The 23,880-nt window shown below is 61.9% G+C and carries 23 protein-coding genes and 1 pseudogene; 7 read left to right on the forward strand and 17 right to left on the reverse strand.

The features are described 5' to 3' along the window. Positions 1-143: 143 nt before the first annotated feature. The 3 genes and pseudogenes from NCS58_RS21660 to NCS58_RS21670 form a co-directional block, all read right to left on the reverse strand. A pseudogene (locus tag NCS58_RS21660) lies at positions 144-539 on the reverse strand (TrbG/VirB9 family P-type conjugative transfer protein); the annotation flags it as partial. Between the two features lie 2 nt (positions 540-541). Further along, on the reverse strand, positions 542-1,246 hold the full coding sequence (locus tag NCS58_RS21665) for a type IV secretion system protein (RefSeq protein WP_061121464.1): 705 nt from the start codon (positions 1,244-1,246) through the stop codon (positions 542-544). 324 nt (positions 1,247-1,570) lie between these two features. Continuing rightward, on the reverse strand, positions 1,571-2,095 hold the full coding sequence (locus NCS58_RS21670) for a TrbG/VirB9 family P-type conjugative transfer protein (protein WP_250477553.1): 525 nt from the start codon (positions 2,093-2,095) through the stop codon (positions 1,571-1,573). An 824-nt stretch (positions 2,096-2,919) separates the two neighbouring features. Here NCS58_RS21670 and NCS58_RS21675 point away from each other — a divergent pair. After that, positions 2,920-3,783 (forward strand): hypothetical protein, encoded by an 864-nt coding sequence (locus NCS58_RS21675; RefSeq protein WP_061121463.1) that lies wholly within the window; start codon positions 2,920-2,922, stop codon positions 3,781-3,783. Positions 3,784-4,200: 417 nt separating this feature from the next. Beyond that, positions 4,201-4,599 carry a helix-turn-helix domain-containing protein gene (locus NCS58_RS21680; protein ID WP_409219319.1) on the forward strand — a complete coding sequence of 133 codons (399 nt, stop codon included), beginning with the start codon at positions 4,201-4,203 and terminating at the stop codon, positions 4,597-4,599. 16 nt (positions 4,600-4,615) lie between these two features. Here NCS58_RS21680 and NCS58_RS34195 read toward each other — a convergent pair whose 3' ends face one another. Then, entirely contained in the window at positions 4,616-4,738 is a 123-nt protein-coding gene (locus NCS58_RS34195; protein WP_284502351.1) for a hypothetical protein, read from the reverse strand. Between the two features lie 198 nt (positions 4,739-4,936). Here NCS58_RS34195 and NCS58_RS21685 point away from each other — a divergent pair, with 198 nt between their 5' ends. After that, a complete protein-coding gene (locus NCS58_RS21685; RefSeq protein ID WP_061121461.1) occupies positions 4,937-5,656 on the forward strand; it encodes a Crp/Fnr family transcriptional regulator in 720 nt (239 codons plus the stop codon). A gap of 52 nt (positions 5,657-5,708) precedes the next feature. Here NCS58_RS21685 and NCS58_RS21690 read toward each other — a convergent pair whose 3' ends face one another. The 3 genes from NCS58_RS21690 to NCS58_RS21705 all read right to left on the reverse strand — a co-directional run bounded on the left by NCS58_RS21690 (position 5,709) and on the right by NCS58_RS21705 (position 9,755). Next, positions 5,709-6,131, reverse strand: a complete 423-nt coding sequence (locus tag NCS58_RS21690; protein ID WP_061121460.1) for a phasin family protein — start codon at positions 6,129-6,131, stop codon at positions 5,709-5,711. 709 nt (positions 6,132-6,840) lie between these two features. Continuing rightward, entirely contained in the window at positions 6,841-8,730 is a 1,890-nt protein-coding gene (locus NCS58_RS21700) for a TRAP transporter large permease subunit (protein WP_061121459.1), read from the reverse strand. Further along, positions 8,727-9,755, reverse strand: a complete 1,029-nt coding sequence (locus NCS58_RS21705) for a TRAP transporter substrate-binding protein (protein ID WP_061121458.1) — start codon at positions 9,753-9,755, stop codon at positions 8,727-8,729. The genes NCS58_RS21700 and NCS58_RS21705 overlap by 4 nt, the downstream gene beginning before the upstream one ends. A gap of 193 nt (positions 9,756-9,948) precedes the next feature. Here NCS58_RS21705 and NCS58_RS21710 point away from each other — a divergent pair, with 193 nt between their 5' ends. The 4 genes from NCS58_RS21710 to NCS58_RS21725 all read left to right on the forward strand — a co-directional run bounded on the left by NCS58_RS21710 (position 9,949) and on the right by NCS58_RS21725 (position 13,635). Then, entirely contained in the window at positions 9,949-10,839 is an 891-nt protein-coding gene (locus NCS58_RS21710) for a LysR substrate-binding domain-containing protein (RefSeq protein WP_061121457.1), read from the forward strand. 198 nt (positions 10,840-11,037) lie between these two features. Next, positions 11,038-12,396, forward strand: coding sequence for an NAD(P)H-dependent oxidoreductase (locus NCS58_RS21715; protein WP_061121456.1), 1,359 nt, complete (start codon positions 11,038-11,040; stop codon positions 12,394-12,396). A 37-nt stretch (positions 12,397-12,433) separates the two neighbouring features. Beyond that, positions 12,434-12,745 (forward strand): putative quinol monooxygenase, encoded by a 312-nt coding sequence (locus tag NCS58_RS21720; RefSeq protein ID WP_061121455.1) that lies wholly within the window; start codon positions 12,434-12,436, stop codon positions 12,743-12,745. Next, a complete protein-coding gene (locus NCS58_RS21725) occupies positions 12,742-13,635 on the forward strand; it encodes an NAD(P)-dependent oxidoreductase (RefSeq protein WP_250477555.1) in 894 nt (297 codons plus the stop codon). The genes NCS58_RS21720 and NCS58_RS21725 overlap by 4 nt, the downstream gene beginning before the upstream one ends. Before the next feature lie 163 nt (positions 13,636-13,798). Here NCS58_RS21725 and NCS58_RS21730 read toward each other — a convergent pair whose 3' ends face one another. From NCS58_RS21730 to NCS58_RS21775, 10 genes are all read right to left on the reverse strand, one after another. Then, a complete protein-coding gene (locus tag NCS58_RS21730) occupies positions 13,799-15,340 on the reverse strand; it encodes an amidase (RefSeq protein WP_250477556.1) in 1,542 nt (513 codons plus the stop codon). Positions 15,341-15,364: 24 nt separating this feature from the next. Continuing rightward, complete coding sequence (locus NCS58_RS21735; RefSeq protein WP_061121453.1) at positions 15,365-16,129, reverse strand: SDR family NAD(P)-dependent oxidoreductase; 765 nt, start codon at positions 16,127-16,129, stop codon at positions 15,365-15,367. A 45-nt stretch (positions 16,130-16,174) separates the two neighbouring features. Then, on the reverse strand, positions 16,175-16,825 hold the full coding sequence (locus tag NCS58_RS21740) for an ANTAR domain-containing response regulator (RefSeq protein WP_061121452.1): 651 nt from the start codon (positions 16,823-16,825) through the stop codon (positions 16,175-16,177). Between the two features lies 1 nt (position 16,826). Continuing rightward, positions 16,827-17,981 (reverse strand): transporter substrate-binding domain-containing protein, encoded by a 1,155-nt coding sequence (locus NCS58_RS21745; RefSeq protein WP_061121451.1) that lies wholly within the window; start codon positions 17,979-17,981, stop codon positions 16,827-16,829. Positions 17,982-18,062: 81 nt separating this feature from the next. Continuing rightward, positions 18,063-19,049, reverse strand: a complete 987-nt coding sequence (locus NCS58_RS21750; RefSeq protein ID WP_061121450.1) for an acetamidase/formamidase family protein — start codon at positions 19,047-19,049, stop codon at positions 18,063-18,065. A gap of 13 nt (positions 19,050-19,062) precedes the next feature. Continuing rightward, positions 19,063-19,770, reverse strand: coding sequence for an ABC transporter ATP-binding protein (locus NCS58_RS21755; protein WP_250477557.1), 708 nt, complete (start codon positions 19,768-19,770; stop codon positions 19,063-19,065). Next, positions 19,767-20,477, reverse strand: coding sequence for an ABC transporter ATP-binding protein (locus NCS58_RS21760; protein ID WP_061121448.1), 711 nt, complete (start codon positions 20,475-20,477; stop codon positions 19,767-19,769). The genes NCS58_RS21755 and NCS58_RS21760 overlap by 4 nt, the downstream gene beginning before the upstream one ends. Then, entirely contained in the window at positions 20,474-21,544 is a 1,071-nt protein-coding gene (locus NCS58_RS21765; RefSeq protein ID WP_061121447.1) for an ABC transporter permease subunit, read from the reverse strand. Before NCS58_RS21765 ends, NCS58_RS21760 begins: the two co-directional genes overlap by 4 nt. A 9-nt stretch (positions 21,545-21,553) precedes the next feature. After that, entirely contained in the window at positions 21,554-22,423 is an 870-nt protein-coding gene (locus tag NCS58_RS21770; RefSeq protein WP_061121446.1) for an ABC transporter permease subunit, read from the reverse strand. Positions 22,424-22,483: 60 nt separating this feature from the next. Next, on the reverse strand, positions 22,484-23,719 hold the full coding sequence (locus NCS58_RS21775) for an urea ABC transporter substrate-binding protein (protein ID WP_061121445.1): 1,236 nt from the start codon (positions 23,717-23,719) through the stop codon (positions 22,484-22,486). Positions 23,720-23,880 lie beyond the last annotated feature (161 nt).

The following is a 23,880-nucleotide window of genomic DNA, read 5'->3' on the forward strand; positions in this document are numbered from 1 at the left end:
GGAAGCAATCGATAGCGTCGGTTTTGTGAACTCACGAGCAGCATCGAACGCTCACAAGGGTTTTTGCGCGTGTCAGAAGCGCGAGTTCAGCATCCGTCGCAACGCGTCTTAGCGCGCCAACGACGGATATTTCAACGGCCTGCTAGATCGGCCTTGTGAGGCTTGATGAACACGTGGTTCATCTTGTCGTCGTCGATTTCCCACTGGACGCTGTCGCCCATCGCCGGGTCAGCAATTAGCTTCTCGCCCTTCTCCAGCTCGATCGTCGTAAGCTTGAGCGGTGCGGTCAGCACGCGGTAGATTTGGTCGCGGCTGTATGGGAACACGCCAATGCGCGCGTCGCCCGGCATCGTCAAAGGATCGGCCCCGCCGTTGAACGGATTGATCGGGCTCATGGGGTCGCCCGCGACCATCGCAGCATTAAATGCAGAATCGCTCACGGCTTTCTTAGCCGCAGCCGGTTGAGCAAGGAACGCTGCGCATGCAGCGAGAACGCACATGCCGATGACCGGCGGTTTATGGAGAGTGGTTGCGGTCATGCTTATGCGGTCCGCTCAAGGCGGAAGAACGGAATGAAGATGCCGAAGGGGTTCGTCGTCAGCGCTTGCTCGGCAGTGGGAGCGACGATTTGATAGCGCAGCGTGAGTGCGTACGACTTCACGTCCGGCTTACCCGTGGCGCCAGCCTGCGACGTCGTCGTCGTGAATTCGACAAGTACCGTCGAGTCTTCAAGCAACGCGATGTTGCGCACGTCGACTTCGCGGATCAGTTTCGGGTTTGCCGTGATCTGCTGGAACGGTGTGTCAGCCTTCAGCCAGTCGCGGAACTGACCGGCTGCCGCGCCGATCATTTGCGCCTTGACCGAGTTGATGTTGGCGGTCATGCGCGAAGTCTCGAGACGGTCCGACAGCACCGGCTCGATCGTGAACCAGCGAATCGCCATGTCTTTGACGGTCGTGCGCACAGCTTGCGAGTCGGGCTTGTAGGCGACCAGCTCGGTCACGATCGGATGGCCGCCGGTGTCAGCAGAGACGCCCACAACTCGAGTGACTGAAGGCGGAGGTTGGCGCGTCCAGACAGCACCGGCGGCGATAAAGGCCAGGCCGAACGAAATCAGCATCCAGCGGTTTGCTTCAAGCTTGAGCTTCGTGCTCGTCTCGAAAATCACCTTGCTTGGATCTTCTTCGGCGTATGAGCCGGGGGCCGTGGACAGCGCGGCCCGTCGCTTATTCTTGAGAAGACGCATGGCAACCCTTTGGAATGGTCACCATTGAAACAGCGTGCGCGTGCTTTTGTCGGCGGAAAGACGGCTTGTTTCGTGCGTCTTTGCACGGTGCGCCGTTCGGTACCGTGCTGCGGTCGGTTAGCGTTCGCTAGGAATTATCATGATAATTCTCGATCCGTGAGAACAGGCGCGAAAAGATGTCGCTTTCCGCTGCAGACCTAGGCCATGTATGTACTAGCCAAACGGCTCGCTCGGCGATCCTGCGAGTGGGGTGTAACATTTTCGCAAGTGTGCGGATTTGTTACACCCTCGTTTTGGACAGAAAAAATCTTTAGAAACAAGCGTTTATCGTTTAGGGGCTGACAAGCTAGGAATTATCATGATAATTCGTAGGCTCATTTGGCGATGTTCGGCGGACGTAACCACGGCACAGCGTTCCGGTGCCACGGCATTACATTCCGCTCCCAGACTCGACTGCGTTCCAGCGTTCCGCGCAAGGCACGCGATGCTTGCTCGTTGCGATCGAAGAGTCAATTGCTCACACTGGACGCTGTCGCCCATCGCGGGGTCGGCAATCAGCTTCTCGCCCTTCTCCAGCTCAATCGTCGTCAACTTGAGCGGGGCGGCCAGCACGCGGTAGATCTGGTCCCGGTTGTTGAACACGCCAATGCGTGCGACGCTCGGCATCGTCAAAGGATCGGCGCCGCCGTTGAACGGATTGGTCGGGCTCATGGGGTCGCCCGCGACTATCGCTGCATTGAACGGCGAGTCGCTTGCGGCCTTCTTGGCCGCAGCCGGTGGCCAGTCGCGGAACTGCCCCGCTGCCGCGCCGATCATTTGAGCTATCACCGCGTTGATGCTGGCGGTCATACGCGACGTTTCAGGCGGTCTGACAGCACCGGCTCGCTCGTGAACCGGCGAATCGCCATGTCTTTGACGGTCGAAGCGTCACTACGGTCACCAGCGTTGACCAGCAAATATCACGAATGCTAAGCCGTGACATACCGGTATGAGCTGTACCAAGGATGAGTAAGGCCGACGACAAACGCTGATACCGACCAGCTTTCTTGACCCTACCACGTCATCGCGTTCCGCTCGCGACCGGGATCTCCGTGGAGTCGTGCTCTGTTTCGCACGTCTTTTACGGTCGCTCGCAGATGAACCCTATGCTGTGGCGGACCGACTAAGTTGTGACGGAAGGAGCGTTTGGGCACATTTGTGCATCTGCGCATGTTTGCGGACTGCCGCGAGCGCCGTAGGAAATGTCACGATACCTACAGCCGGCTCGGGTCCTCGAGAGAGTGTTACGATTAGGAACAAAAAGGGAATTCGGCACAAAAAGCACTTATGCGCCGCTGTTCACGGACGTGCCGATCCTTGTAGTCACGTCAGCTCTTCGCAACTCGTCGAGCCTTCATCAAATGGCTTCCGAGACGTACGTACCCGGGATGAATAGCTTGTAAAGTATCGCCCTACCTTTGAAATGCAATCTAACCATGACGCTTCGTTGAATGGAGATTGCGATAAGGCTGGTGTGCTCAGGTTCTCGCATCCTGCGTGTATGAGGTCAGCCCGATCTTTGAACGATACAAAGTTGTGCCTCCGGGCTAGAGGTCTACTCGCCCTCGACGCGCTGTCCGAACTTTGGCGCACCCGCGTTGTTCGTCGCCGCGCATCGACACATCAACAAATCAATGACTGTCGACTTATCTACAAAATCGTTAGGAAAAAATCCGCTCCTGCTTGCCTCCGTCTATCAAAGCGGACTTGGGAGAACATGGCAGAATCAAACTCAGGCTGCCAAAGCGCTCGCCGGGCTCAAAGTAACTCGTGCACACATAAACCGAGCGGCGCGGCTGATTGCGATGCCGGAAGCAGTCCTGTCGCTTTTTTCATCGACGAAGGTTAGAGACGCAACTGCTCGCGAGTTGATACGGCTCGAAAACAAGTTCGGAAGGGATGAAGTGCAACGGCGGGCTGAGAGGATCGATGCCAATGGCCGAAGCTGGCAAGAGTTGGTAGCGATGCTAGAAGGGGTGCCCCCGCCTGTTCGAAGGAGGGCAGAGTGGAAGGACGTCTCGCCAATTGAGCGGGCGTCCCAGTTTGCGGACGGCTTGGCTTCTAATCTTTGGTCAACCATGGCAGAGGCGGCCACCATCACTGGTTGGGACCGGTCGACGCTTGCAAGGGCGATCGCAATCTCAAAGCTTCCATCAATAGTCCTCAGCTTGTTCGACGGATCATATATGTCGCTAGAGGTCGGCGAGACGCTGATCGGGATCCAGAGGACGGTCGGCGAAGAGAGACTGATTCGGAACGCAAGGGCGCTCCACGACAGGCCCAAGCGTCGCTCTACGGATGAACTGTTAAATGCACTGGCGGGGGCACGGGACTATTCCGACATGTCTCTGAGGATACGCGCAACGCCGACAAAGATCAGCTTTGAGATGACGTTCAACGTCGAAGATGCGAGGGGATTGCTAATCGACGAGGATGAGGTGAAAGGGTACATCCAAGCTTTTTTGATGTCGTCGCGGCGAGAGAAACGAAAAAAATAAAGACTCTGGACGCTTGCCAGTGCAACCGAGCGTGCGCATGTAACGAGACTTGTCCAACGAGAGTGCGGGCCAGTTACGCGGGACTCTTCAGAAAACGACTGTTCTCGCCTCGCGGATACATCGCTACGCTTCCGCGCCTCGCTTACCGCGACACGCGGACCTGCGGCTTGGTGCGTCCGGACGAACTGACCGAAGTCCCACGCAAGATCCGAATGTCCGAAGATATTGCAGTCGGATAACGCGGATGCGTCCAACTGAAGACGCTTGAGCGTCAGCTTGCCCTGCGCCGAAAAAACCTAATTATCGTATTTTTGGGTTGTAGCGGCTGTATCCTAATGTCGGGTTCTGGCTATTTACAGATGTCGAGTTTTTGACCGGTGGCAAGCTGGGGGCTGACCGTTCAGACGGGAGCCCGTCATGTCACCGAACGCACCTGTGAGTTTGACCATGGGCGAATGGGACAGACTGAAGGTTATCGAAGCGGTCGTCGAGACGGGTTTGAAGCCCGGACGCGCGGCTGAGCGCTTGGGTCTGACGGTGCGTCAGATCGAGCGCCTGCTGACGCGCTATCGGGAGCACGGACCGCAAGGCGTGGCGTCGGGTAAGCGTGGCCGACCGGGCAATCGCAAGCTGGACGACGTCCTGGCGCAGCGCGCCGTGAACCTCATCCGGGAACGCTACGCCGACTTTGGCCCGACGCTGGCCCGCGAGAAGCTCGAGCAATGTCACGATATTAGCTTTGCTTGGTTCATTGCCGCGCGTCTGCTTGGCGTCTCGCGCCGCAGACGTGTTCGACGGATGTATGCCACGCGATGATCTTTAACGCGTGCCTCTACGGCGTTTCCGATGGCGTCGGGTGCGCGACTTCAATTCTGCCGTTCAACACGTCGCACTCGAAGCGCGTCGGCAGGATGTCATAAAGCATCACGAGCGCTTCCCCGTCGCTGTAGTGCATGGCCGCTTGAACACGGCCTCGTCCGCCCGCCGATATCGGCCTGTCGATCCGCGCGGCGCGCCAGAACTATACTTCGAGCAGGAAGTGACCCCGCGCGGGTGCGATTAATCGATTCCCTGAAACGGTCGCGAGGCCCGCTCGCGCGCGGTCCGCCGCCCCCTTTGTCCGGGGCGATTCTGGCGAACCTGAGGACCCGCTATGGTTGACGACGCACGTCTCGACGAAAACCATTTACTTTCGGTTTTGCCAGAAGCAGAAAGGGTGCGCCTTGCGCCGCATCTCGTTCCGGTCGACATGACTTTGGGGCAGGTCGTGTACGAATCGGGCGATCGCCAGCGCTTCGTCTATTTCCCTGCGACATCCATCGTGTCTCTGCTCTACGTGATGGAGGATGGCGCGTCCGCAGAAATTGCGATCGTGGGTAATGAGGGGCTCATCGGCATCGCACTGTTCATGGGCGGCGAAACGACGCCGAGCCGCGCTATCGTGCAAAGCGCCGGGGCCGCCTTCCGGCTGGACGCGCAGATACTCAAAGAGGAATTCATCCGCGGCGGCCCCGTGCAGCGGCTGTTACTGCGCTATACGCAAGCCCTGATCACGCAAATGGCACAGACCGCCGTTTGCAACAGGCACCATTCGATCGACCAACAACTGTGCCGGTGGCTGCTGCTCAGCATGGACCGCCTGCCCTCCAATGAACTGAAGATGACCCAGGAACTGATTGCCAACATGCTCGGCGTACGGCGTTCCGGTGTGACGGAAGCAGCGCTTAAGCTTCAGGACGCCGGGCTCATTCGCTACGGTCACGGACACATCCAGGTGCTCGACCGGCCGGGGCTCGAAAAACGTGTCTGCGAGTGTTATCGCGTCGTGAAGCAGGAGTTCGACCGTCTGCTGCCCGATCTAAAGGCCGTCTAAATCGCGCCTCGCGCGGCGCTCTGTGCCACCGGCAAGGCGCCTTTGTTATTCCCTACTGCGTGCGCTTCGACGACAGCGCCGTGAGCTCCTGCATCGTCTGCTCGGCGCGCTTGCTGATCGCCGCTAACGATTCCGTCTGCGACTTCTGTGCCATTTCAGCAAGCTCGCGCATGTTTTCGAACGCCGTCTGCAGCGACTCCTGGATGAACGCCCCCCGCTTTGCCATCGCCTCCGCTGCATTGTCGCCGCTCATCCGGCCCGCTGCGGCCTGAATCGCCTGCGCGCTCGCATTGAGCATCTCTGTTTGCTTTCGAACCAACGCCTGCATGCCTTCATACGCGAGTGTGTTGGCCTTCGCGAGTGCTTCTACGTCCTTGCGCCGCGCTTCCAGCAACGACGTCATATCGACGCCGGGAAACTTGAAGCTCTCCAGGATCTTGCTGAAATCAGCGATCTGCGTAACAGGTGTTGCCATGGTGACTCTCCTTTCGACATGTTGTTGAACAATCAGTAGCGTGACTAGCTTGTGGCATCGTCCGCCATCGTCCGCTGCAGGATGACCGCGTGCCGGCTGAACGTCCGCGCCTCGCCATCGGAAACACGGTCCGCTCATATACTTCGTTGATGACATCGGCGGCCGACAGAAAGAACGCGAGCACGGCAGTGAGCAGACCGCCATATCCGCCCGCCATCCGCAACGCTACCGAGCCCGTCCATTCGCCACCGGCGAGCAGGAGAAAACGTGATCCATAACGCCAGAAAAATGAACTGGAGCGGCGCGCGCGGCGAGCGGAACGTGGCAAGCCACATGTAGAACATGAAGACGCCCCAGAGAAACAGATACCAGCCGATGAAGGCGGCAGGCACCTTCGCATGGAAGTCAAGGCGGCGCGAAATGTGATGAAGGGAGGCTGCCGATGCAGGCGATCGACGACGATCATGCCGCGCGGGGCCGTCTCGGGCGCCTTTCAGTGGGACTGCGGAGCGTCTACACCACAGTGCGCGCGCCCCGGGGCAAAGTCGGTACGGTAGCGTACGGGTTCGAGCGTACGCAGCGTGGAAGGGAAACCCGATTGGACGCTCGACGAGCAGCGTACCCACCACCGGGCGCTGCTCTCGACATGTGAAACCGCACTTCGCGACTGGCAAGTGCGGTCATAGCCTGCAAAAATGGCGAAGGCCGTTCAAAGGAAAACCGTCGAAATCCAGGGAATAAAGGCAATTGCGATCAGTCCAAGAAGCAGCATGCCGAGATAGATCCAGATCCGCCTGAGCCCCGCTTCCGGCGACACCTCGCCGATGATGCACGCTGCGTAATAGCACAAGCCGAACGGCGGCGCGAACACCCCGAGCCCCATTGCGAGCACGACGACCATCGCATAGTGCACTTCGTGTATCCCGAGCTGATGCGCAACCGGAAACAACAGCGGCCCGAACAGCACGATGGCGGGAATGCCCTCCAGCACGCTGCCAAGCACGATGAACGCAGCGATCGATACCAGCATGAAGCCCGCGGCACCGCCAGGGACTCTCGTCATCATGTTCGCAAGGTCGTGCGAGAAGCCGGACTGCGTCAACGCCCAGCCCATCGCGCTCGCCGCCCCGACGATGAACAGAATCGCGCCGGATAGTGCCGCCGTCTGCAGCAGCATCGGCATGATCGCTTTCCACTTGAGGCCGCCGCGATAGATCAGGAGGCCGATCACGAGCGAATAGGCGATGCCGATCGTCGATACCTCCGTCGCGGTCGCGATGCCTTCGACCACCGCGCTGCGAATCAGAAACGGCAGCAGTAGCGCTGGTAATGCGATTACGAACGTGCGACGCACCTGCGACCACGGCGCCCTCACCGCGCCAGCGCGGCTCTCCGCCGTTTCTTCCTCGCGCCCCGCACGCCACCACGCGACGACGCCGAGCACGAAAGCAAGTACGATCGCCGGCAAAATGCCCGCGGTGAAGAGCGCCGCGATAGATATGCCCGTCACCGACGCGATCGCGATCAGCACGAGCGACGGTGGAATCGTTTCGCTCATCGCACCGGACGCCGCGAGCAGCGACACCAACTCGCCGTCTTTCATCCCGCGCTTGCGCATCTCGGGGAAAAGCACGGGCGCAACCGCCGCCATATCGGCTGTTTTCGATCCGGAGATGCCCGAGATCAGCAGCATCGCTCCGAGTAGCACATACGACATGCCTCCCCGAACATGACCGAGCAGCGAAGCGAGAAACGCGACCATCACGCGCGCGACGCCCGTCACATGCACGAGTTGGCCGAGCAGCACGAACATCGGCACGGCGAGCAGGATCAGTGTGCTCATGCCCTCATCCATGCGTCCGACCACGACGCTGAGCGGCGTCGACGTGGTGGTCAGCAGATAGGCGCTCGTCGCGAGCGAGAACGCGAAGGCGATCGGCACGCCGGCCATCACCGCCGCGCCAAGCACGCCGACAAAAAACACGAGTAGCGCGCCCTGCCCCATGTGCGTCAAGGGCCCCTTGGCGAGAAAGCAGCCGAACGCGATCAGCAGGATGAGCGCCAGCGCACCGACGATATGACGCCGGTCATGCCGTGCAAGACGCAGCCCGCAACTGACCAATGCCGCCGCACAGCCGAACGGAATCGCCAGCGCTCTCACCGAGCCCGACCAGCCGAGCGCCGGCGTTTCGACGAATGCCTGATCCTGCACATAGTCGAACGCTGGATGCATCACGAGCGCGAAGAAGGCGGCCGCGGCAGTGACCGCCAGCGTCTCGGCCCACGCCTGTGCGCGCGGCGTCATGTGTGATACGAAAAAGGTCAACCGCATGTGACATGAACGCTGCACCGCGAGCGCGCTGCCCAGCATCGCAAGCCAGAGGAACAGGATGGACGCGAGTTCGTCCGACCAGATGAGCGGTTGATGAAACACCGCACGCGCGACGATGCCGACGAACAGCAGCACAACCTCGCCGACGACCGCGGCTGCGGCGAGCACTTCGATGCCACGGCGCAACCAGCGTTCGATGCCGGTCTCGCCGTGATTGTCGCGTACGAACGACGGCCCCGGCACCTCCAGATTGTGTGCGGCGCTCATGATATTTTCCCCGTCACCGCTTCGAGGGCACTCCAGGGACCGGCACCGAACTTGTCGCGCCATTGCGCATAGAAGCCGGCTTTCGAGAGCGCTGCGCGAAACGCGTCCCTGTCCGCGGGAACGAACGTCAGTCCCTTGCTGGAAAGCTGGGACTTCAGCGACGTGTTCAACCGCGCGACATCCGCACGCTGCTCGACACTCGCTCGATCGAATTCGCGTCTCACGATCGTCTTGAGATCGTCGGGCAGTGCGTTGAATGCGCGCGGATTGCCGAGCAGCCAGAACGGGTCCCAGATGTGGTTGGTCTCAGCCACGTATTTCTGCACTTCATAAAGCTTGCCCGCCTCAATCGTGACGAGGCCGTTTTCCTGGCCGTCCACGAGATGCGTCTGCAACGCGGTGTAGAGCTCGTTGAAGTTGATCGACGTAGGGTTTGCGCCTAGTGTCTGGAAGAGCGACGTGAACATCGGCGAGACCGGCACGCGAATGCGGTAGCCGCGCAAGTCGTCGGGTGCTTTGATCGGTTTCGTGGCGGACGTGATCTGCCGGAAGCCGTTGTCCGCCGCCTTCGACACCGACACATACCCGCTCTTGTCGATCTGCGTGCGAATGATCTTGCCGAGATCGCCATCGACGCCGCGCCAGACCTGATCGTAGTCGGAGAACGCGAAGCCGAGATTGGTGATCGCCGCGAGCGGAATCACGGTCGACATCACCGAGCCTGAGATGTTGAGGAACTCGACGGCGCCCGAGCGCGTCTGCGAGAGCAGATCGGTGTCCGAGCCGAGTTGCGATGCGGGGAAGAAGCGGATTTCGAGCCTGCCGCTGCTCGCCTCGCGTATGCGGTCGATGGCTTCCTTGAGCCGCGCATTGATCGGCTGATTAAGGGATTGCCCGGTGGCGAGCTTGTAGGTGAACTCTGCGGCGCGTGCGGGCCGGGTCCATATCGTTACCAGCGGAAGGGCGGCCGCGGCCTTCAACACCGCGCGTCGCGAGAGGCGGCGCGGCGAGTTCGACGTGCTCATGATGCTGTCTCCTGTTTATGAACTTGCGTGTCCACGCGCCACTTTGTCTGTATGGCGTCGCGGCACGTCGCGACACTTGTTCGACTCTCGTCGAGGCGCCGCCGGTCCTGCGTGTGCAAAATATAAGAGGCTTGTTGGTGAAGGACAATTCAATTATTTTGCGCAAAGGTGTAGCCAATCTAAAGGGTGAGTCATGTATCTGCCATTGCGGGCCATCAGTGTTTTTCATGCGGCTGCGAGTTCGGGGAGCATCTCTCGCGCAGCCGCGGAACTGAACGTCACACCATCGGCCGTCAGCCAGCAAATCCAGTCTCTGGAGACGCATCTGGGCACTACGTTGATGACGAAGGTCGGACGTGGTGTGGCATTGACCGAAGCAGGCGAGCGCTACTTCGCGATGATTTCAGAAGAGATCGACCGCATCGCCGACGCGACTCAGCGTATACGCGGGTTGCGCTCCGTCACGCTCCTGACCGTGCGCGCGACGCCAACGCTGTCCACCAAGTTTCTCCTGCCGCGCCTGCGCTCGTTCCTCGACGGTCATCCCGATCTCGAAGTGCGTCTTAACGGCACCAATGAAATGACCGACTTCGCGCAGGAATCCGTCGATATCGAGATTCGTCACGGCACCGGGCAATGGCCGGGCTTGTATGTCGAGGCGCTGACCGAGGAATCGTTCCTGCCGGTCTGCTCACCCGCGTACTGCGCACCGTCGAGTCTCGATGCCGCCGAACTGCGGCGCCATCGGCTCATCTATTCGATCAAGTCGCAGGTCCAGTGGCCGCACTGGTTCTCGGTGGCGCGCACAGAACCGCTCGATCCGGGGCAGCGCGTGCTCTTCGACCGCAGCCATATGGCGATCGATGCCGCCGTCGACGGCATGGGCATTGCCCTCGAAAGCACGCTCATGATGTGGCGCGAACTGCGCGACGGCACGTTGATCTGCCCTGTGCGTGAGCCTCCGGAGATACGGCTGACGACGCAGTGGGTCGTCTGTCCGTTCGAGCATCTGCACAAGAAGAAAGTGATCCTGTTCCTCGACTGGCTGCGCGCCGAGCGTGCCGCCTGGCAAGCCGCTTCGTAGCGTGCCGCCGCCCGCTGACGTTGAAGCCTGGCTAACAAATCGCCTCGGAAATGTTAATTGTTCTGGCTGAACCCCCTGACTACACTTGCTCGCAAGTAAGGCGCACCGCTGTCATGCCTTCGAACACGCCTCCCCGGCCACTCACCGCGCGCCGCGCTCGCGGCCACGATCCATAGTCTCGACCACAAAGGATTGCAAATGAATCTCTCCAGTCTGCTCCAGGCACGCAACGCTTCCGGACGCCCCGTACGCGTCGGCCTGATCGGCGCCGGCAAGTTCGGCTCGATGGTGCTGTCGCAGGCCCGCCATATCGAAGGGCTGCATGTCGTAGGCGTCGCCGATCTCGACGTCGGCAAGGCGCGCGCATCGCTTGCGCGAGTCGGCTGGCCTGCCGAACAATACGGCGCACGCACCCTCTCCGATGCCGTCGAGACCGGCGCCACCTGCGTCCTCGACGATGCCGCCGCACTCGCCGCCTGCGGGGAAATCGAATGCATCATTGAAGCGACGGGCCATCCGATCGCCGGCGTGCGTCACGCACTGGCCGCAATCGAAGGCAACAAGCATGTGGTGATGGTCAACGTCGAGGCCGACGCGATGTGCGGCCCGCTGCTCGCCGCCCGCGCTCGCGAGCGCGGTCTCGTCTACAGCATGGCATACGGCGATCAGCCCGCGATCATCTGCGAACTGGTGGACTGGGTGCGCTCGTGCGGCTTCGAGCTGATCTCGGCTGGCAAGGGCATGAATTTCGAGCCGCGCTATCGCTATTCGACGCCGGACACGGTATGGAGCTTCTTCGGCTGGACCGAGGAAGAAGTGGCCAAGGGCGACTTCAACCCGAAGATGTACAACTCCTTCACCGATGGCACGAAGGCCGCGATCGAAATGGCTGCGGTCGCGAACGGAACCGGCCTCGACTGTCCGGACAACGGCCTCGCCTTTCCTCCCGCTGGCCTGCATGATCTGGCGCGCGTCTTTCGGCCGGCGCAAGACGGCGGACGCTTGTCGCGCAGCGGTCTCGTGGACATCGCCGCGAGCCAGGAACCGGACGGCCGCGAAGTGCTCAACAACATCCGCTACGGCGTCTTCGTCACGTTCAAGGCGCCGAACGAATACGCGCGCGCGTGCTTCAAGCAGTACGGCCTGCTCGTCGATCCGACCGGCTGGTACGGCTCGATGTGGCGTCCGTTCCACATGATCGGTCTCGAAACCAGCGTGAGCGTGTTGTCGGCCGTCTTGCGCGGCGAGGCCACGGGTTCGTCCAAGGAATTCCGCGGCGACGCCGTGGCGACCGCCAAGCGCGACCTCAAGCCGGGCGAGACGCTAGACGGCGAAGGCGGCTACGCAGTCTGGGCCAATGCGATCCCGGCATCGAAGAGCCTCGCCATCGGCGGCCTGCCGATCGGGCTCGCGCACAACGTCAGACTCAAGCGCCCGGTCGCCAAGGACACCATCGTGCGCTTCGAGGACGTCGAACTGGAACGCGATCTCGATGTCGTCGCGCTGCGTCGCGAGATGGAGCAGAGCGCGCTCGGCAAGCCCGCGAAAGCAGCGTGAAGTGCGCACATCATGTGCATCGATTGGAGAGTCCAGCATGGATAGCCGAACGGAAGCATTCGTCGTCGTCGCGGAGTTCGAAGTGAAGGCCGAGTGTGTGCGCGACTTCCTTGCACTCGCACGCGACGACGCGCGGCACTCGCTTGCCGACGAGCCCGGTTGCCGGCAGTTCGACATCGTCCAGTTCGAAGAAACGCCGGCGCGCGTCATGTTCTACGAGGTGTACGACAATCGCGCCGCGTTCGATGCGCACTTGCAGACCTCGCACCTCGATCGGTTTCGTGCCGGCTTTCCGGCGCTGATCGTGAAGGAGCGCCCGGTGTGCTTCGGCCGTCGCGAGCCTGCATGATGCGCGCGAGCCTTGCAGTAGGTTTCATCGGCACGGGCATCATGGGCTTGCCGATGGCCCGGCGCGTGGCCGGCGCCGGCTACCGGGTCGCGGCGTGGAACCGCACCCGGGACAAGGCGGCGCCGCTCGTGTCGGCGGGCATCGAGGTGGTCGGTCATGCAAGCGAAACTGCGCGCGATGCGGACGTTGTCATCTGCATGCTGAGCTCGGGCGCCGCGTGCGACGACCTCCTGCTTGGCGACGACGGGATCGTCGCCAGGATGCGTGCGGGCAGCGTGCTGATCGTGATGAGTTCGATTCCTGTCGATACCGCGCAGCGCCACGCGCAGGCCGCAGCGGCGCGTGACGTCGGCTATCTCGACGCGCCCGTTTCTGGCGGCGAGAAAGGCGCGCAGGACGGCACGCTCGCGATCATGGCCGGCGGCGAGGCGGAGGTATTCGAACGCGTGCGCGCCGTGCTGCAGACGATGGGCCGTCCGACGCGCATCGGCCCGGCGGGCACGGGCCAGCTCGCGAAGCTCGTCAACCAGATGATGGTCGCGAGCACGATCGCCACCGTCGCCGAAGCGATGCTGCTCGCGGAACGCGGCGGCGCCGATCCCGCGCAGGTCCGCGCGGCGCTCCTCGGCGGATTCGCCGACTCGACGATCCTGCGTCAGCACGCGGCACGCATGATCGCGCAGGATTTCAAGCCGGGTGGGCCGGCCAAGTATCAGATCAAGGATACGAAGACGGCGCTCGGTTTCGCGCACAGCGTGGGGCTGGAGCTGCCGGTGCTGGGGCTCGTCGACGGCCTCTTCACCGACATGGTCGAGCATGGTGACGGTGAGCTGGATCACAGCGCGTTGATCCGCGAACTACGCAGGCGCAATGGCTTGCCGGTGGCGTGACGGCGTGACGAATGCATCGCGGCTTTTTCTCACGACTTCGCTTTTCGCATTCGCATCGCCGTTTCCGCGAACAGTCGATCACCACCTCGCGCAGCCAGCGATCGCCTTCGTCGCGGTGGACTTTCGACCGGCTTGACCCATTCGCCCCCCGCCGGGAACCCGGTCAATCGACCCTGCGCACCTTCCGGCGCCCCGTGCCGCACTCATACGCGTACGCATAGCCGAGCAACGCGGCCTCATCCCACTGCCGTCCGACGAAGATCAGCCCGAACGGGGAGCCCGACCGATAGTAGCCCGCCGGCACTGCGATGCCCGGCAGACCCGCGATATTGATCTCGCCGACCGTCGTCTCCTGGATGAGGTCCTTGCCGTGAAGCGGCGGAAGCTCGCATCGCATCTGCGGAAAGACGAGCGCGTCGAGCCGATGCGTGCTCATCACCCTATTGAAGATCGTCAGATAGCGCGCCTTCAGTTCGATGAATTCGGGCATCTCGGGCGGCAGCGACGGATCGGCCAGCGCCGAGCGGAAATCCGCGAGGCTATGCAGATAGCCAAGCACGCCTTCGGGGCCGAATGCATCGTCGTCCCTCGTCGCTTCGGCGAATTCCGCGAAGCTCTTGAGCGGCGCATGCTTGCCGAGCCGTTGCAGATACTTCTCGAGATCGTACGGAATGGATTCGAGACCGCGCGCATCGAAATGCTCCAGCGGCGGCGTCGGCTTCCTCAAGTCGGCGAAACCGGAGCCCGAGAAAGGATCGTCCATCAGGACCGCGCCCAGCCGCGTCAACTCATTCTTCACGCGCTCGTACAGCGCGGCGGCTTCATCCGAAAGCGGCTGCGTGCGCCATCCGGGGCCGTATAAGCCGATACGCTTGCCCTTCAACGCGTCCGGCTTCAGCGCCGACGCATAACCGCTCTCCGGTTGACGGCCGACGCTGGCGAGCGTCTTCGGATCTTCGCTCGAATAGCCGGCAAGCGCGTCGAGGCACAGCGCCGCATCCCGCACATTACGCGCAATCGGTCCCACGACGTCGCGATTACCGGACAGCGGAACGACGCCCGCGTTCGGCACGAGCCCGATGGTCGGTTTGATGCCGACGAGATCCTGCGCCGAAGCCGGGTTCTGGATCGATCCGCCGGTCTCCTCGGCGAGTCCGAGCACCGCCATGCCCGACGCCACCGCCGCTGCCGTCCCAGCGCTGCTGCCGCCCGGCACGCGGTCGGGCATTGACACATTTATGGTCGGCCCGGCCCAGCTATCGTTCGCATGCGATCCGGTGTGACTCAGAATCGGCACGTTCGTCTTCCCGAGCAGGATCGCGCCCGCGCGCCGCATGCGCGCAACGACCGGCGCATCGCGCTCGGGCATCAGATCGATGCCGCCCCGCTTGCTGTACAGCTTCGCCCATCCCGCCGTGGTCGGAAAGCCGACCATGTCCATCGGATCCTTGATGACCACCGGCACGCCCGCGAGCGGCCCCAGGGATTCACCGGCAGCACGCCGTTCGTCGATTCTGCGCGCATCGTCGATTGCATCCGGGTTCAGGAAGATCAGCGCGTTGTACTTCACGTTGTCGCGCTCGATTCTGTCGAAGCAGGCACGCGTCAGTTGCTCGGCCGTAAACGTGCCCGCCCGAAAACCCGCCTGCACGGCGTCGACCGTGAGAGCGTCCAGATCGATGTCCTTTGCACTGCCCTGTTCCATTCGATGCTCCTGTTGAATTGCCGCTCAAAGCTGCACGCCGCGCGTGAGCGCACCATCGACGACGAAGTTCGCCCCGCTCACGAAGCTTGCCGCCGGACTCGCGATAAACGCCACCGCGTTGGCGATTTCCTGCGGCCGGCCCATGCGTCCGGTCGGATTCAATGCGAGCGCGCGTTCGAACAGCGCTGCATCGTTATGTTCGATCCAGTCCCATACGCCGCCCTCGAAATACACGTTGCCCGGCGACACAGTATTCGCTCGGATGCCCTTCGACGCGAGTTGATTCGCGAGCCCCTGCATGTAGTGAACGAGCGCGGCCTTGAATACGCCGTACGGCCCCGCCGCGAAGTCGATCTCGCGTCCCGACACGCTGGATATCGCGACGATCGAAGCGGCCCGGCTCGCCTCGAGAAACGGCATGGCGGCATCGACGAGATTGACCGTTCCGAGCAGGTCCGTCTCGAATTCCTTGCGCCACGATCCGATGTCGTTGCCGATCGCAAGCGCACTCACGTTGGCCACGATGATGTCGAGCCCGCCCCACTGCGCACCGACACGCGCGACCCACGCCTTGAGCGCATCGCCGTCCGATACATCGATGGCCGCGCCCGATGCCCGTGCGCCGCTCAGTTCGGCGAGCACGCTCGCGGTCGCTTCGACGGCGGCTTCGTCGCGCGCGCAGATAGCCACATCCGCGCCTTCCGCTGCCAATGTTCGTGCTATGGCAAGCCCGATGCCCTTGGTGCCGCCGGTGACGATCGCCTTCAAGCCTTTCAGTTGCAGGTCCATGTTTGCCGCTCCTGTGCGTGTCGATCAGAAAACGTGACGGCGCGCTCACTCTTTCTCGCGTCCGTCCCCGGATGTCATGCCGCGCGCAATCTGCAACACTTCGCCCGCCTGAATGACGGAATGACAGATGTCGTCGATGGTCACGCGCTTCTCCATCGCCTGGGCGCGCAGCATGTCGTATGCATCGCGCTCACTCACGCGATGCATGATCATCAGAATGTTTTTGGCTTCCTGCAGATGCCGGCTGTCGAGCAGTTTCTGTTCGAGCTTGGCGATGCGCTGCGCGTGCTGACGCGAACGCTTCGCGTGATGCAACGCCATCACCACGGTCGACAGCAATCCCGATGCGCGAATCGGCGTGGTGACGATGCCATCGGCGCCGAGCTTGATGGCCTGATCGATGAACGTCGGATTCTCATAGGCCACCACGCAGATCAAGGGCGGCGCATCCGGTCCGGACCATTCGCCCTTCGGCGCACGCTCTTCCGGCAGTAGCGCGCGAAACACGAGGTCGACGCATTCGGGCAGCGTGTCCGTCGGCGGCCAACATCGCTCCACCTGAAAGCCCATGCGCCGCAGATGGTTCGCGAGCGTTTGCCCGTCGTCGTCATCCGGATGGAAAACGACCACGCGCGCATTGCGCTCGAGGATCGAACTGGTGAGGCTTCGCTGGCCTCTGTCCGCGCGCGCGCTCACGTCAGTAATCCCGCGTGCTCAACTTCGTGACCCAGTCCCCGAGCGTCTGACGCGTCATGTACGGATCGGGGCCGACAGCGAACTTCGATTCGCGCAGGATGGTGAACTGGCCGTGCGCATTCGCCCGGCCGATGCGCGGATAAAGCGCCATGTGATGATTCACGGGATCGATGCGCACGCGGCCTTGCGGCGCGGTGAATTCCGAACCGAGCAGATGCGGCATGATGGTCGCAAGCTCGTCCGAGCCTGCGCGCGCGAATGCTTCGGCGAACATGTGCATCTGGTAATACGCAGCCTCCCAGTTCATGTCCGTGGGCGTATCCGTGCCGTAGCGCGACTGATGATGCGCGACCGCGCGATGATTCTCTTCGGTGTCGATGCTCTGGAAATAAGGCGCCGCCGTGATATGCCCCGCCGCGATGCCGCGTTCCATCGCGTGAATTTCGGTCTCGGAGGTATTGAGACTGCCGATGGGCATCGTGGCCGGATCGAAGCCGGCATGCGCATAGGCATCGTAGAGGTACGGCACGGTCTCCCCGATCACCGTGCAGAAGATCCAGTCCGGCGACTTGCGCCTGATGTCCGCAATGACGTGCGCGAACTGATCGCGCGTCGCATCGAGCGGCAGATACCGCTCGCCGAGAATCGCGCCTTCAGGATGCTGAAGCAGCAGTTCCTGCATCGTACGATTGCACTCGTACGGATAGACATAGCTCGAGCCGACGAAGTACACGCGCGCGCCGAACGTCTCGGTCATGAAGTCCGCGAGCTGCACACCATTCTGATTGGGCGACGCGCCGCTATAGATGATGTTGTCCGAATACTCGAAGCCCTCGTACATCTGCGCGTAGATCAGCAGACGGTTGTGCTTTTCGACGACGGGCAGCATCGCCTTGCGACTGGTCGACGTATAGCCGCCGAAGATGGTATTGACGCCGTCCTTCACGATCAGCCGCTCCGCAAGCTCACGAAACGACACCGGATCGGAGCCGGGATCGTAATGAAGGACGACGAGTTCGCGTCCGTCGATACCGCCGCGCGCATTGATTTCCTCGACAGCGAGGCAGGCGCCGCGCCACTGAGACTGCTCCAGCAACGCGGTCGAACCGCGCGTCGAGCACAGCAGGCCCACTTTGATGGGGTCGGACAAAGCCATTTCGTGACACGCTCTCTAATGCGCGCGAAGCGGTCCCTCCGCGCTTTGGTCGTCTCTGCTTCTATTCGTCTGACAGATGTTTTACTTGAGGTAGTGCTTGGCGACCATCGCGCCAACCGTGTATTTTGGATCGACAAAATTGCCGAGGCGAACGCGCCCGACCTGACTCAGCATCATGTACGCGTCCCACTTGTCGAAGCCATACTCGGCGGCCATCCATAGCACGAGTTCGCGATAGGCGATGCGCGTCGCATCCTCAAGCGGCCGCGCGCTGCCGATGCTCATCAGCGCATCCTCGTTTTCGAGCCGCGGCCAGTCGATCTTCCATCCTTTGATGAGATCGACGCGAACGGTCGTCGTGCTTTGATACTCCACTGCCGTGCCGCACACTTCGCCGTCGCCCTGACAGGCATGCGCATCGCCGATAAAGAGACGCCCGCCGGGCGAGCGAACCGGCAGATACGTGATGCTCCCCGGCCCCATGTCCGGCACATCCATGTTGCCGCCGTGATTGTCGGGCGTGAGCGAATTGATCGAATCTATTTCCGGCGAAAGACTCAACGTGCCGATATGCGGCTTATACGGCAACGTGTTGCGCTTGCTCCAGTACACGTTCTCTTCGTCGATCCTGATCTTGCGCACGACTTCCGGCAAAGGCTCGTTGAGCAGCGCGGTGTAGTCGGTGCCCGTCAGTCCGCCGAAGTTCGGAATCATGCAGCAGAAGCCGTGCGGATCGTCGCCGCGCGGCGCCATCTTCTCGATGTACACCGCGACCACATCGCCCTTCTCCGCGCCTTCGATCATGATCGGCCCGTTCTGCGGATTGAGAAACGGCACCTGGAGCACCTGAGAGGGCTTGTCGGTCTCCTCCCTGATCTTGCCTTCGAAGGCATCGCGCGTTTCCACCACGACGCGATCCCCGGGCTTCACGTGCAGCACCGGCTGCGAATACGGCCCGATGGTGTAGTGATATGTCTTCTGCTTCTCTTCGGTGAGGTGATGCTCCACCGGTTCCCGATCCGCGCCGACACCGCGCTTCATCATGATCGATTCTTCAAGCCATTTCATGTTCCGCTCTCCGTCACAGTGCCAGATACTGGCGAATCAGTTGCTCGTCTCCGAGTTGCGCGGGGCTCAATGTTTCGACGATACGGCCCTTGTCCATCACGCAGCAGCGTGTCGCGATACGCTCGACCATGCCCATGTCCTGCTCGACGAGCACCACGCCGATGCCCGTCTCGCACGCGATCTGCTGCAGCGTCTCGCCGATCAGATCGACGATCGACGGCTGTATGCCTTCCGAGGGTTCATCGAGCAACAGCACCTTGGGCGCGCTGATGAGCGCGCGCGCAATGGCGAGTTGCTGCTGTTCCCCGCCGCTCATGGTCCCGGCCTTCTGCGTGTAGCGTTTCTTCAGGATAGGAAAATAGCCGACGACCTGCTCGCGCATCTGCGCTGCCTGCGCGCGATTCGCCTGCGCGCCGACCTGCAGGTTTTCGGCGACCGTCAGCGCGCCGAATATCTCGCGGCCTTGCGGCACGTAGCCCATGCCTTTCTGCGCGCGAACGTACGGTTTCTCGTGGCCGATCGCTTCGCCGTCGAGCCTGATTTCACCGGCATCGAGTTTGACGAGACCGATCAGCGCGCGCATCAGCGTGGTCTTGCCGACGCCATTGCGCCCGATCAGCGCCAGCACCTCGCCTCGCCCGATGCCGACCGATACGCCGTTGAGCACCCGGCCGCCGCCATATCCCGCTTCCACGCCTGACACCTCGAGCAACGCGCTCATTTCTTCTTCCCCAGATAGACTTCCGCGACATCGTCGCGCGCGAGGATGTCTTCGAGCGGCCCGTCCGCGAGCAGGCTTCCGCCGTGCAGGACCGTCACGCGCGACGCGATCTGCTTGACGAAGGTCATGTCGTGCTCGACCACCATCATCGTAAGACCGGCCGCCGACAGACGCTTGATCAGCTCGCCCGTCGCGTGCGTTTCCTCCACCGACATACCCGCCACGGGTTCATCGAGAAACAGCAGTTTCGGCCGCAGCGACACGGCCATCGCGATTTCGAGCCACTGCTTCTTGCCGTGTGACAGATTGCGCGCGAGCACGTGCTCTTCGTTTTCCAGCATGAAGCGTTGCAGCAATTCGTCGAGGCTTTCGGGGCGATCGTCCTTTGCGCGATGCAGCGACAGTGTCAGATGCTGGCGCACGTTCAGGTCCGGGAACACGCCGGGAATCTGGAACTTAATGCTCATGCCCATGCGGATGCGCTCGTGCGGGAGCACATGGCTCATGTCCTGGCCAAGAAACATCACGCTGCCTTCCGAGGGACGATGCTCGCCCGTGATGAGCTTGAAGAACGTGCTCTTGCCCGCGCCGTTCGGCCCGATCACGCAGCGAATCTCGCCCGCGTCGATCCTGAAGTCGATACCGTTGATGACGTGCGCGCCGCCGAAGTGCTTCTTGAGTCCGCGCGTTTCGAGTAGCGTCGTCATGACTTCCCCTCCTCTCGCTTGAGACACGCGCCACCGTGGCGGGTGCCGTCGCTCGTGCGGCTGGAGAAACGTTTGAGCTGCCGCGTGACGAAGGGCAGCAGGCCTTCGGGCGCGGCCAGCACGACGATCAGCAGGATCGCCCCTAGCAGGATCAACGCGTACTGGCTGCCGTACACCGCGAGATTCTGCGAGAGCCAGACGAGCAACGCGGTGCCGAGAATGGTTCCGCCGATGCTCTTGCGGCCCGACGTCGCGACCCAGATGACCGGCATCGCGGCGGCCGTGAGACCCATCGTCGATGGTGTGATGTAGGCGCCCCAGATGGTGTACAGCGCGCCCGACACGCCACCCAGCGTGCAACCGAGCACGAACACGAGCAATTGATGACGGCGAATATCGACGCCCAGCATCTCCGCACGTTGCGGGTTCTCGCGGATCGCGATGAGCGTGAGACCGAAAGGGCCGTCGAGCAGCTTGCGCATGACGGCGTACACCGCGATCAGCAGGATCAGCACGAGGTAATAGAAGCTCGCGTTCTCCAGCGTGAGCGGTCCGCCCGGCCAGGGAATCGTCAGCGGCGACATGCCGCCCATGCCGTTGTAGCCGTTGAGCCGCGCCTCGCCGATCGCCCACTGCGGCCCGGCCGTCTGCGACATGAAGGTCTCGAGCACGAGCGTCACCGAAAGCGTGACGATGCCGATGAACACGCCCTTGATGCGGCCATAGAAGATCATGTATCCGATCAGCGTCGCGACCGCGACGCTCACCGCCAGCCCCGCGCCGAGACCGAGCCACGACTCGAACCACGTGTCGTTGTAGTTCAGCGTGAAGATGCCGTAGCTATATCCCGACAGCCCGAAGAAGGCCGTCTGTCCGAACGACAGGATGCCGCCATAGCCCCACATCGCCGCAAGGCCGACCGCGCTGAATGCCCATAGCAGGCAGTACGCGAGATTGCCGCTGGTGTTCGCATCGACGACGAGCGGCAGACACAGCGCAATGAGCCACGGCACGGTTTGCAGCGCACGCGGGCAAGCGCTCATGGATGGCATTTTCGTTTGCTTCACGTCTGCCTCCTAGCGCAAGCGGGTGAAGAGATTACCGAGGCCTTGCGGCATCAGCCGGATCACGACGATGACCGTCACCAGCAGGCCGATCTGCCCGAACAGTTGCCCGTAAGACGCCGTGAGCCCCGTCTGGATGATGGCGAGCACGCCAGCGGCTGGTGTCGTACCGGCGATCACGTTCGCGCCGCCGACCACCACCGAAACGAAAGCCTGCACGATGAAGTTACTGCCCATCGTCGGCACCGCCGTCATCGTCGGGGCGTAGAGCGCGCCGGTGAGACCCGCGAGCCCTGCGCCGAGCGCGAAGGTCAGCGTGTAGAGCCGGTCCGTGCGCAGGCCGAGGCATTGCGCGATATTCGCGTTCTGGATCGTTGCGCGTGCGCAGACGCCGTAATTCGTCTTGAAGAACAGCAGATAGAGGCCGAAAAGAATCGCCAGCGCAATGAGCGGCAGCACGGCGCGATAAGTCGAAAACGAATAATCGCCGAGCGAGAACGAGCCGAACGGCGTGCCGATGCCTTCGATGGATGGACCGGCGACGAGCAGCATCGTCTGCTGCACGATGAGGCTGATCGCCCATGTCGCCACGACGGAATCGAACAGCCGGTCGTAGAGGTGACGGATCACGAGCCTTTCGACGATCACGCCCGCGAGCGCCGCGGCGATCGCGCCGAGCAGCATGGCGAGCGGCAGCGGCACGCCGCGCTTCGCCGCGATGATGGTGACGTACGCCCCGCACATGATGAACTCGCCGTGCGCGAGATTGATGACGCCCATCATGCCAAAGATCACCGCGAGACCGAGCGCCGCGAGCACCAGATAGGCGAAGTTGTCGCCGAACTGATAAACGAGCGAATAGACATTCGGTAGAGTGGCCATGCATCCTCCACGTTCAGGAGGCCGGCGCCCTGCGTCTGTCGAACGCGCGCCGGCCTCGGATCAGGACTTCTTGGGAAGATTCGACGGCGTGTACTGACGGTGATCGGGCTTGTTCGGCAGATCGCATCCGACCTTTCCGAGCCAGTACGGCTGGACGTCGTCCCACACCTTCGGAATGTCTACGGAGTGATCTTCCTTCACGTGCACCAGATAGATCGTGTGGCTCGCGTGGTGGCTCTTCGGATCGATGCAGACCTTGCCCTGCGCGCCCGTCGTGCAGATGTCGCCGCTTTCCAGCGCCTTGCGCACCGCATCCTGACTCGTCGACTTCGCCTTTTCCACGGCCGCCTTGTAGAGGTAGATGGCGTCGTAGGCGTTCGCCGCTTCCTGGTTGATGTACGGCTCGTTCGGGAACTTGGCGTGAAAGCGCTTCTTGAAGTCGTTGCTCGCCGGTGAATCCACTTCTTCGACGTAATTCGCGGTCACGTACATGTCCTTGAGCGCGGGCGGTTTGAAGCGCTTGTGCTCGTATGCCTGACCGACGTTGACCGAACTCGCCATCGGAAGGTTCAGATGCGCCGACGCCTGTTGCTCGTAGTACGAGGCCTGATTCGCGCCGACCAGCAGCGTGACCACGAAGTCGGGCTTTGCCTTTTGAATGTTCTGGATCGTCTGGCCGAACTGCGACACGGACAGCGGAATGAATTCCTCACCAGCCATCGTGCCGCCGTTTTCCTTGACGATATTGCGCACCCATTCCGCCGAAATCTGCCCGAAGTTGTAGTCGGCTGCGATCGTGTACACCTTCTTGCCGTACTTCTGCATCATCCATGGAATGAGTGTCGAGAATTGCTGCTCGGGCACCGCGCCGGTGACGAAAGTGTTCGTATCGCAGACGCCGCCTTCGTACTGGTTGTCGTACCAGTAAAGCTGATGGGCACGGTCCATGATGGGCCGAATCGCTTCGCGCGAGGCGCTGGAGAACGCGCCGAAGATGACATCGGGCTTGTCCGTCTGGACGAGGCGCCGCGCGAGTTCCTGAAACTTGGTGTTGTCCGACTGCGTGTCGTACGCGATCAGCGTCACCGGACGTCCGAGAATGCCGCCCTTCGCGTTGATTTCATCGACCGCGAGTTGTGTGGCGTGGATCTTCGGAATGGTTGCCAGTGCGAAGTTTCCCGAAGCGTCCTCGAGCAAGCCGATTTTCACGGGATCGGCGGCGCTCGACGCGAGCGAAGTCACTGCAAGTCCTGCGGTGAGGGCGAGACGCATCCAGCCCGACGGCTTCAGCAACATGCGGGTTCTCCAGTGATGAGCGCTATAACAAGGGGGAAATTTCGGACAAAAAAAAGCCCCCTGACGAACCGTCGGTTCGTCAGGGGGCTTCTGTGCCGAGTCCTCGGGCGGACATCTTTGTCGGGCCTCGAGGAATGGGCCCAGTCTAAAGCGCCGTATTT

This window comes from Caballeronia sp. INML3B (assembly GCF_023631305.1).
Lineage (GTDB): Bacteria > Pseudomonadota > Gammaproteobacteria > Burkholderiales > Burkholderiaceae > Caballeronia > Caballeronia turbans.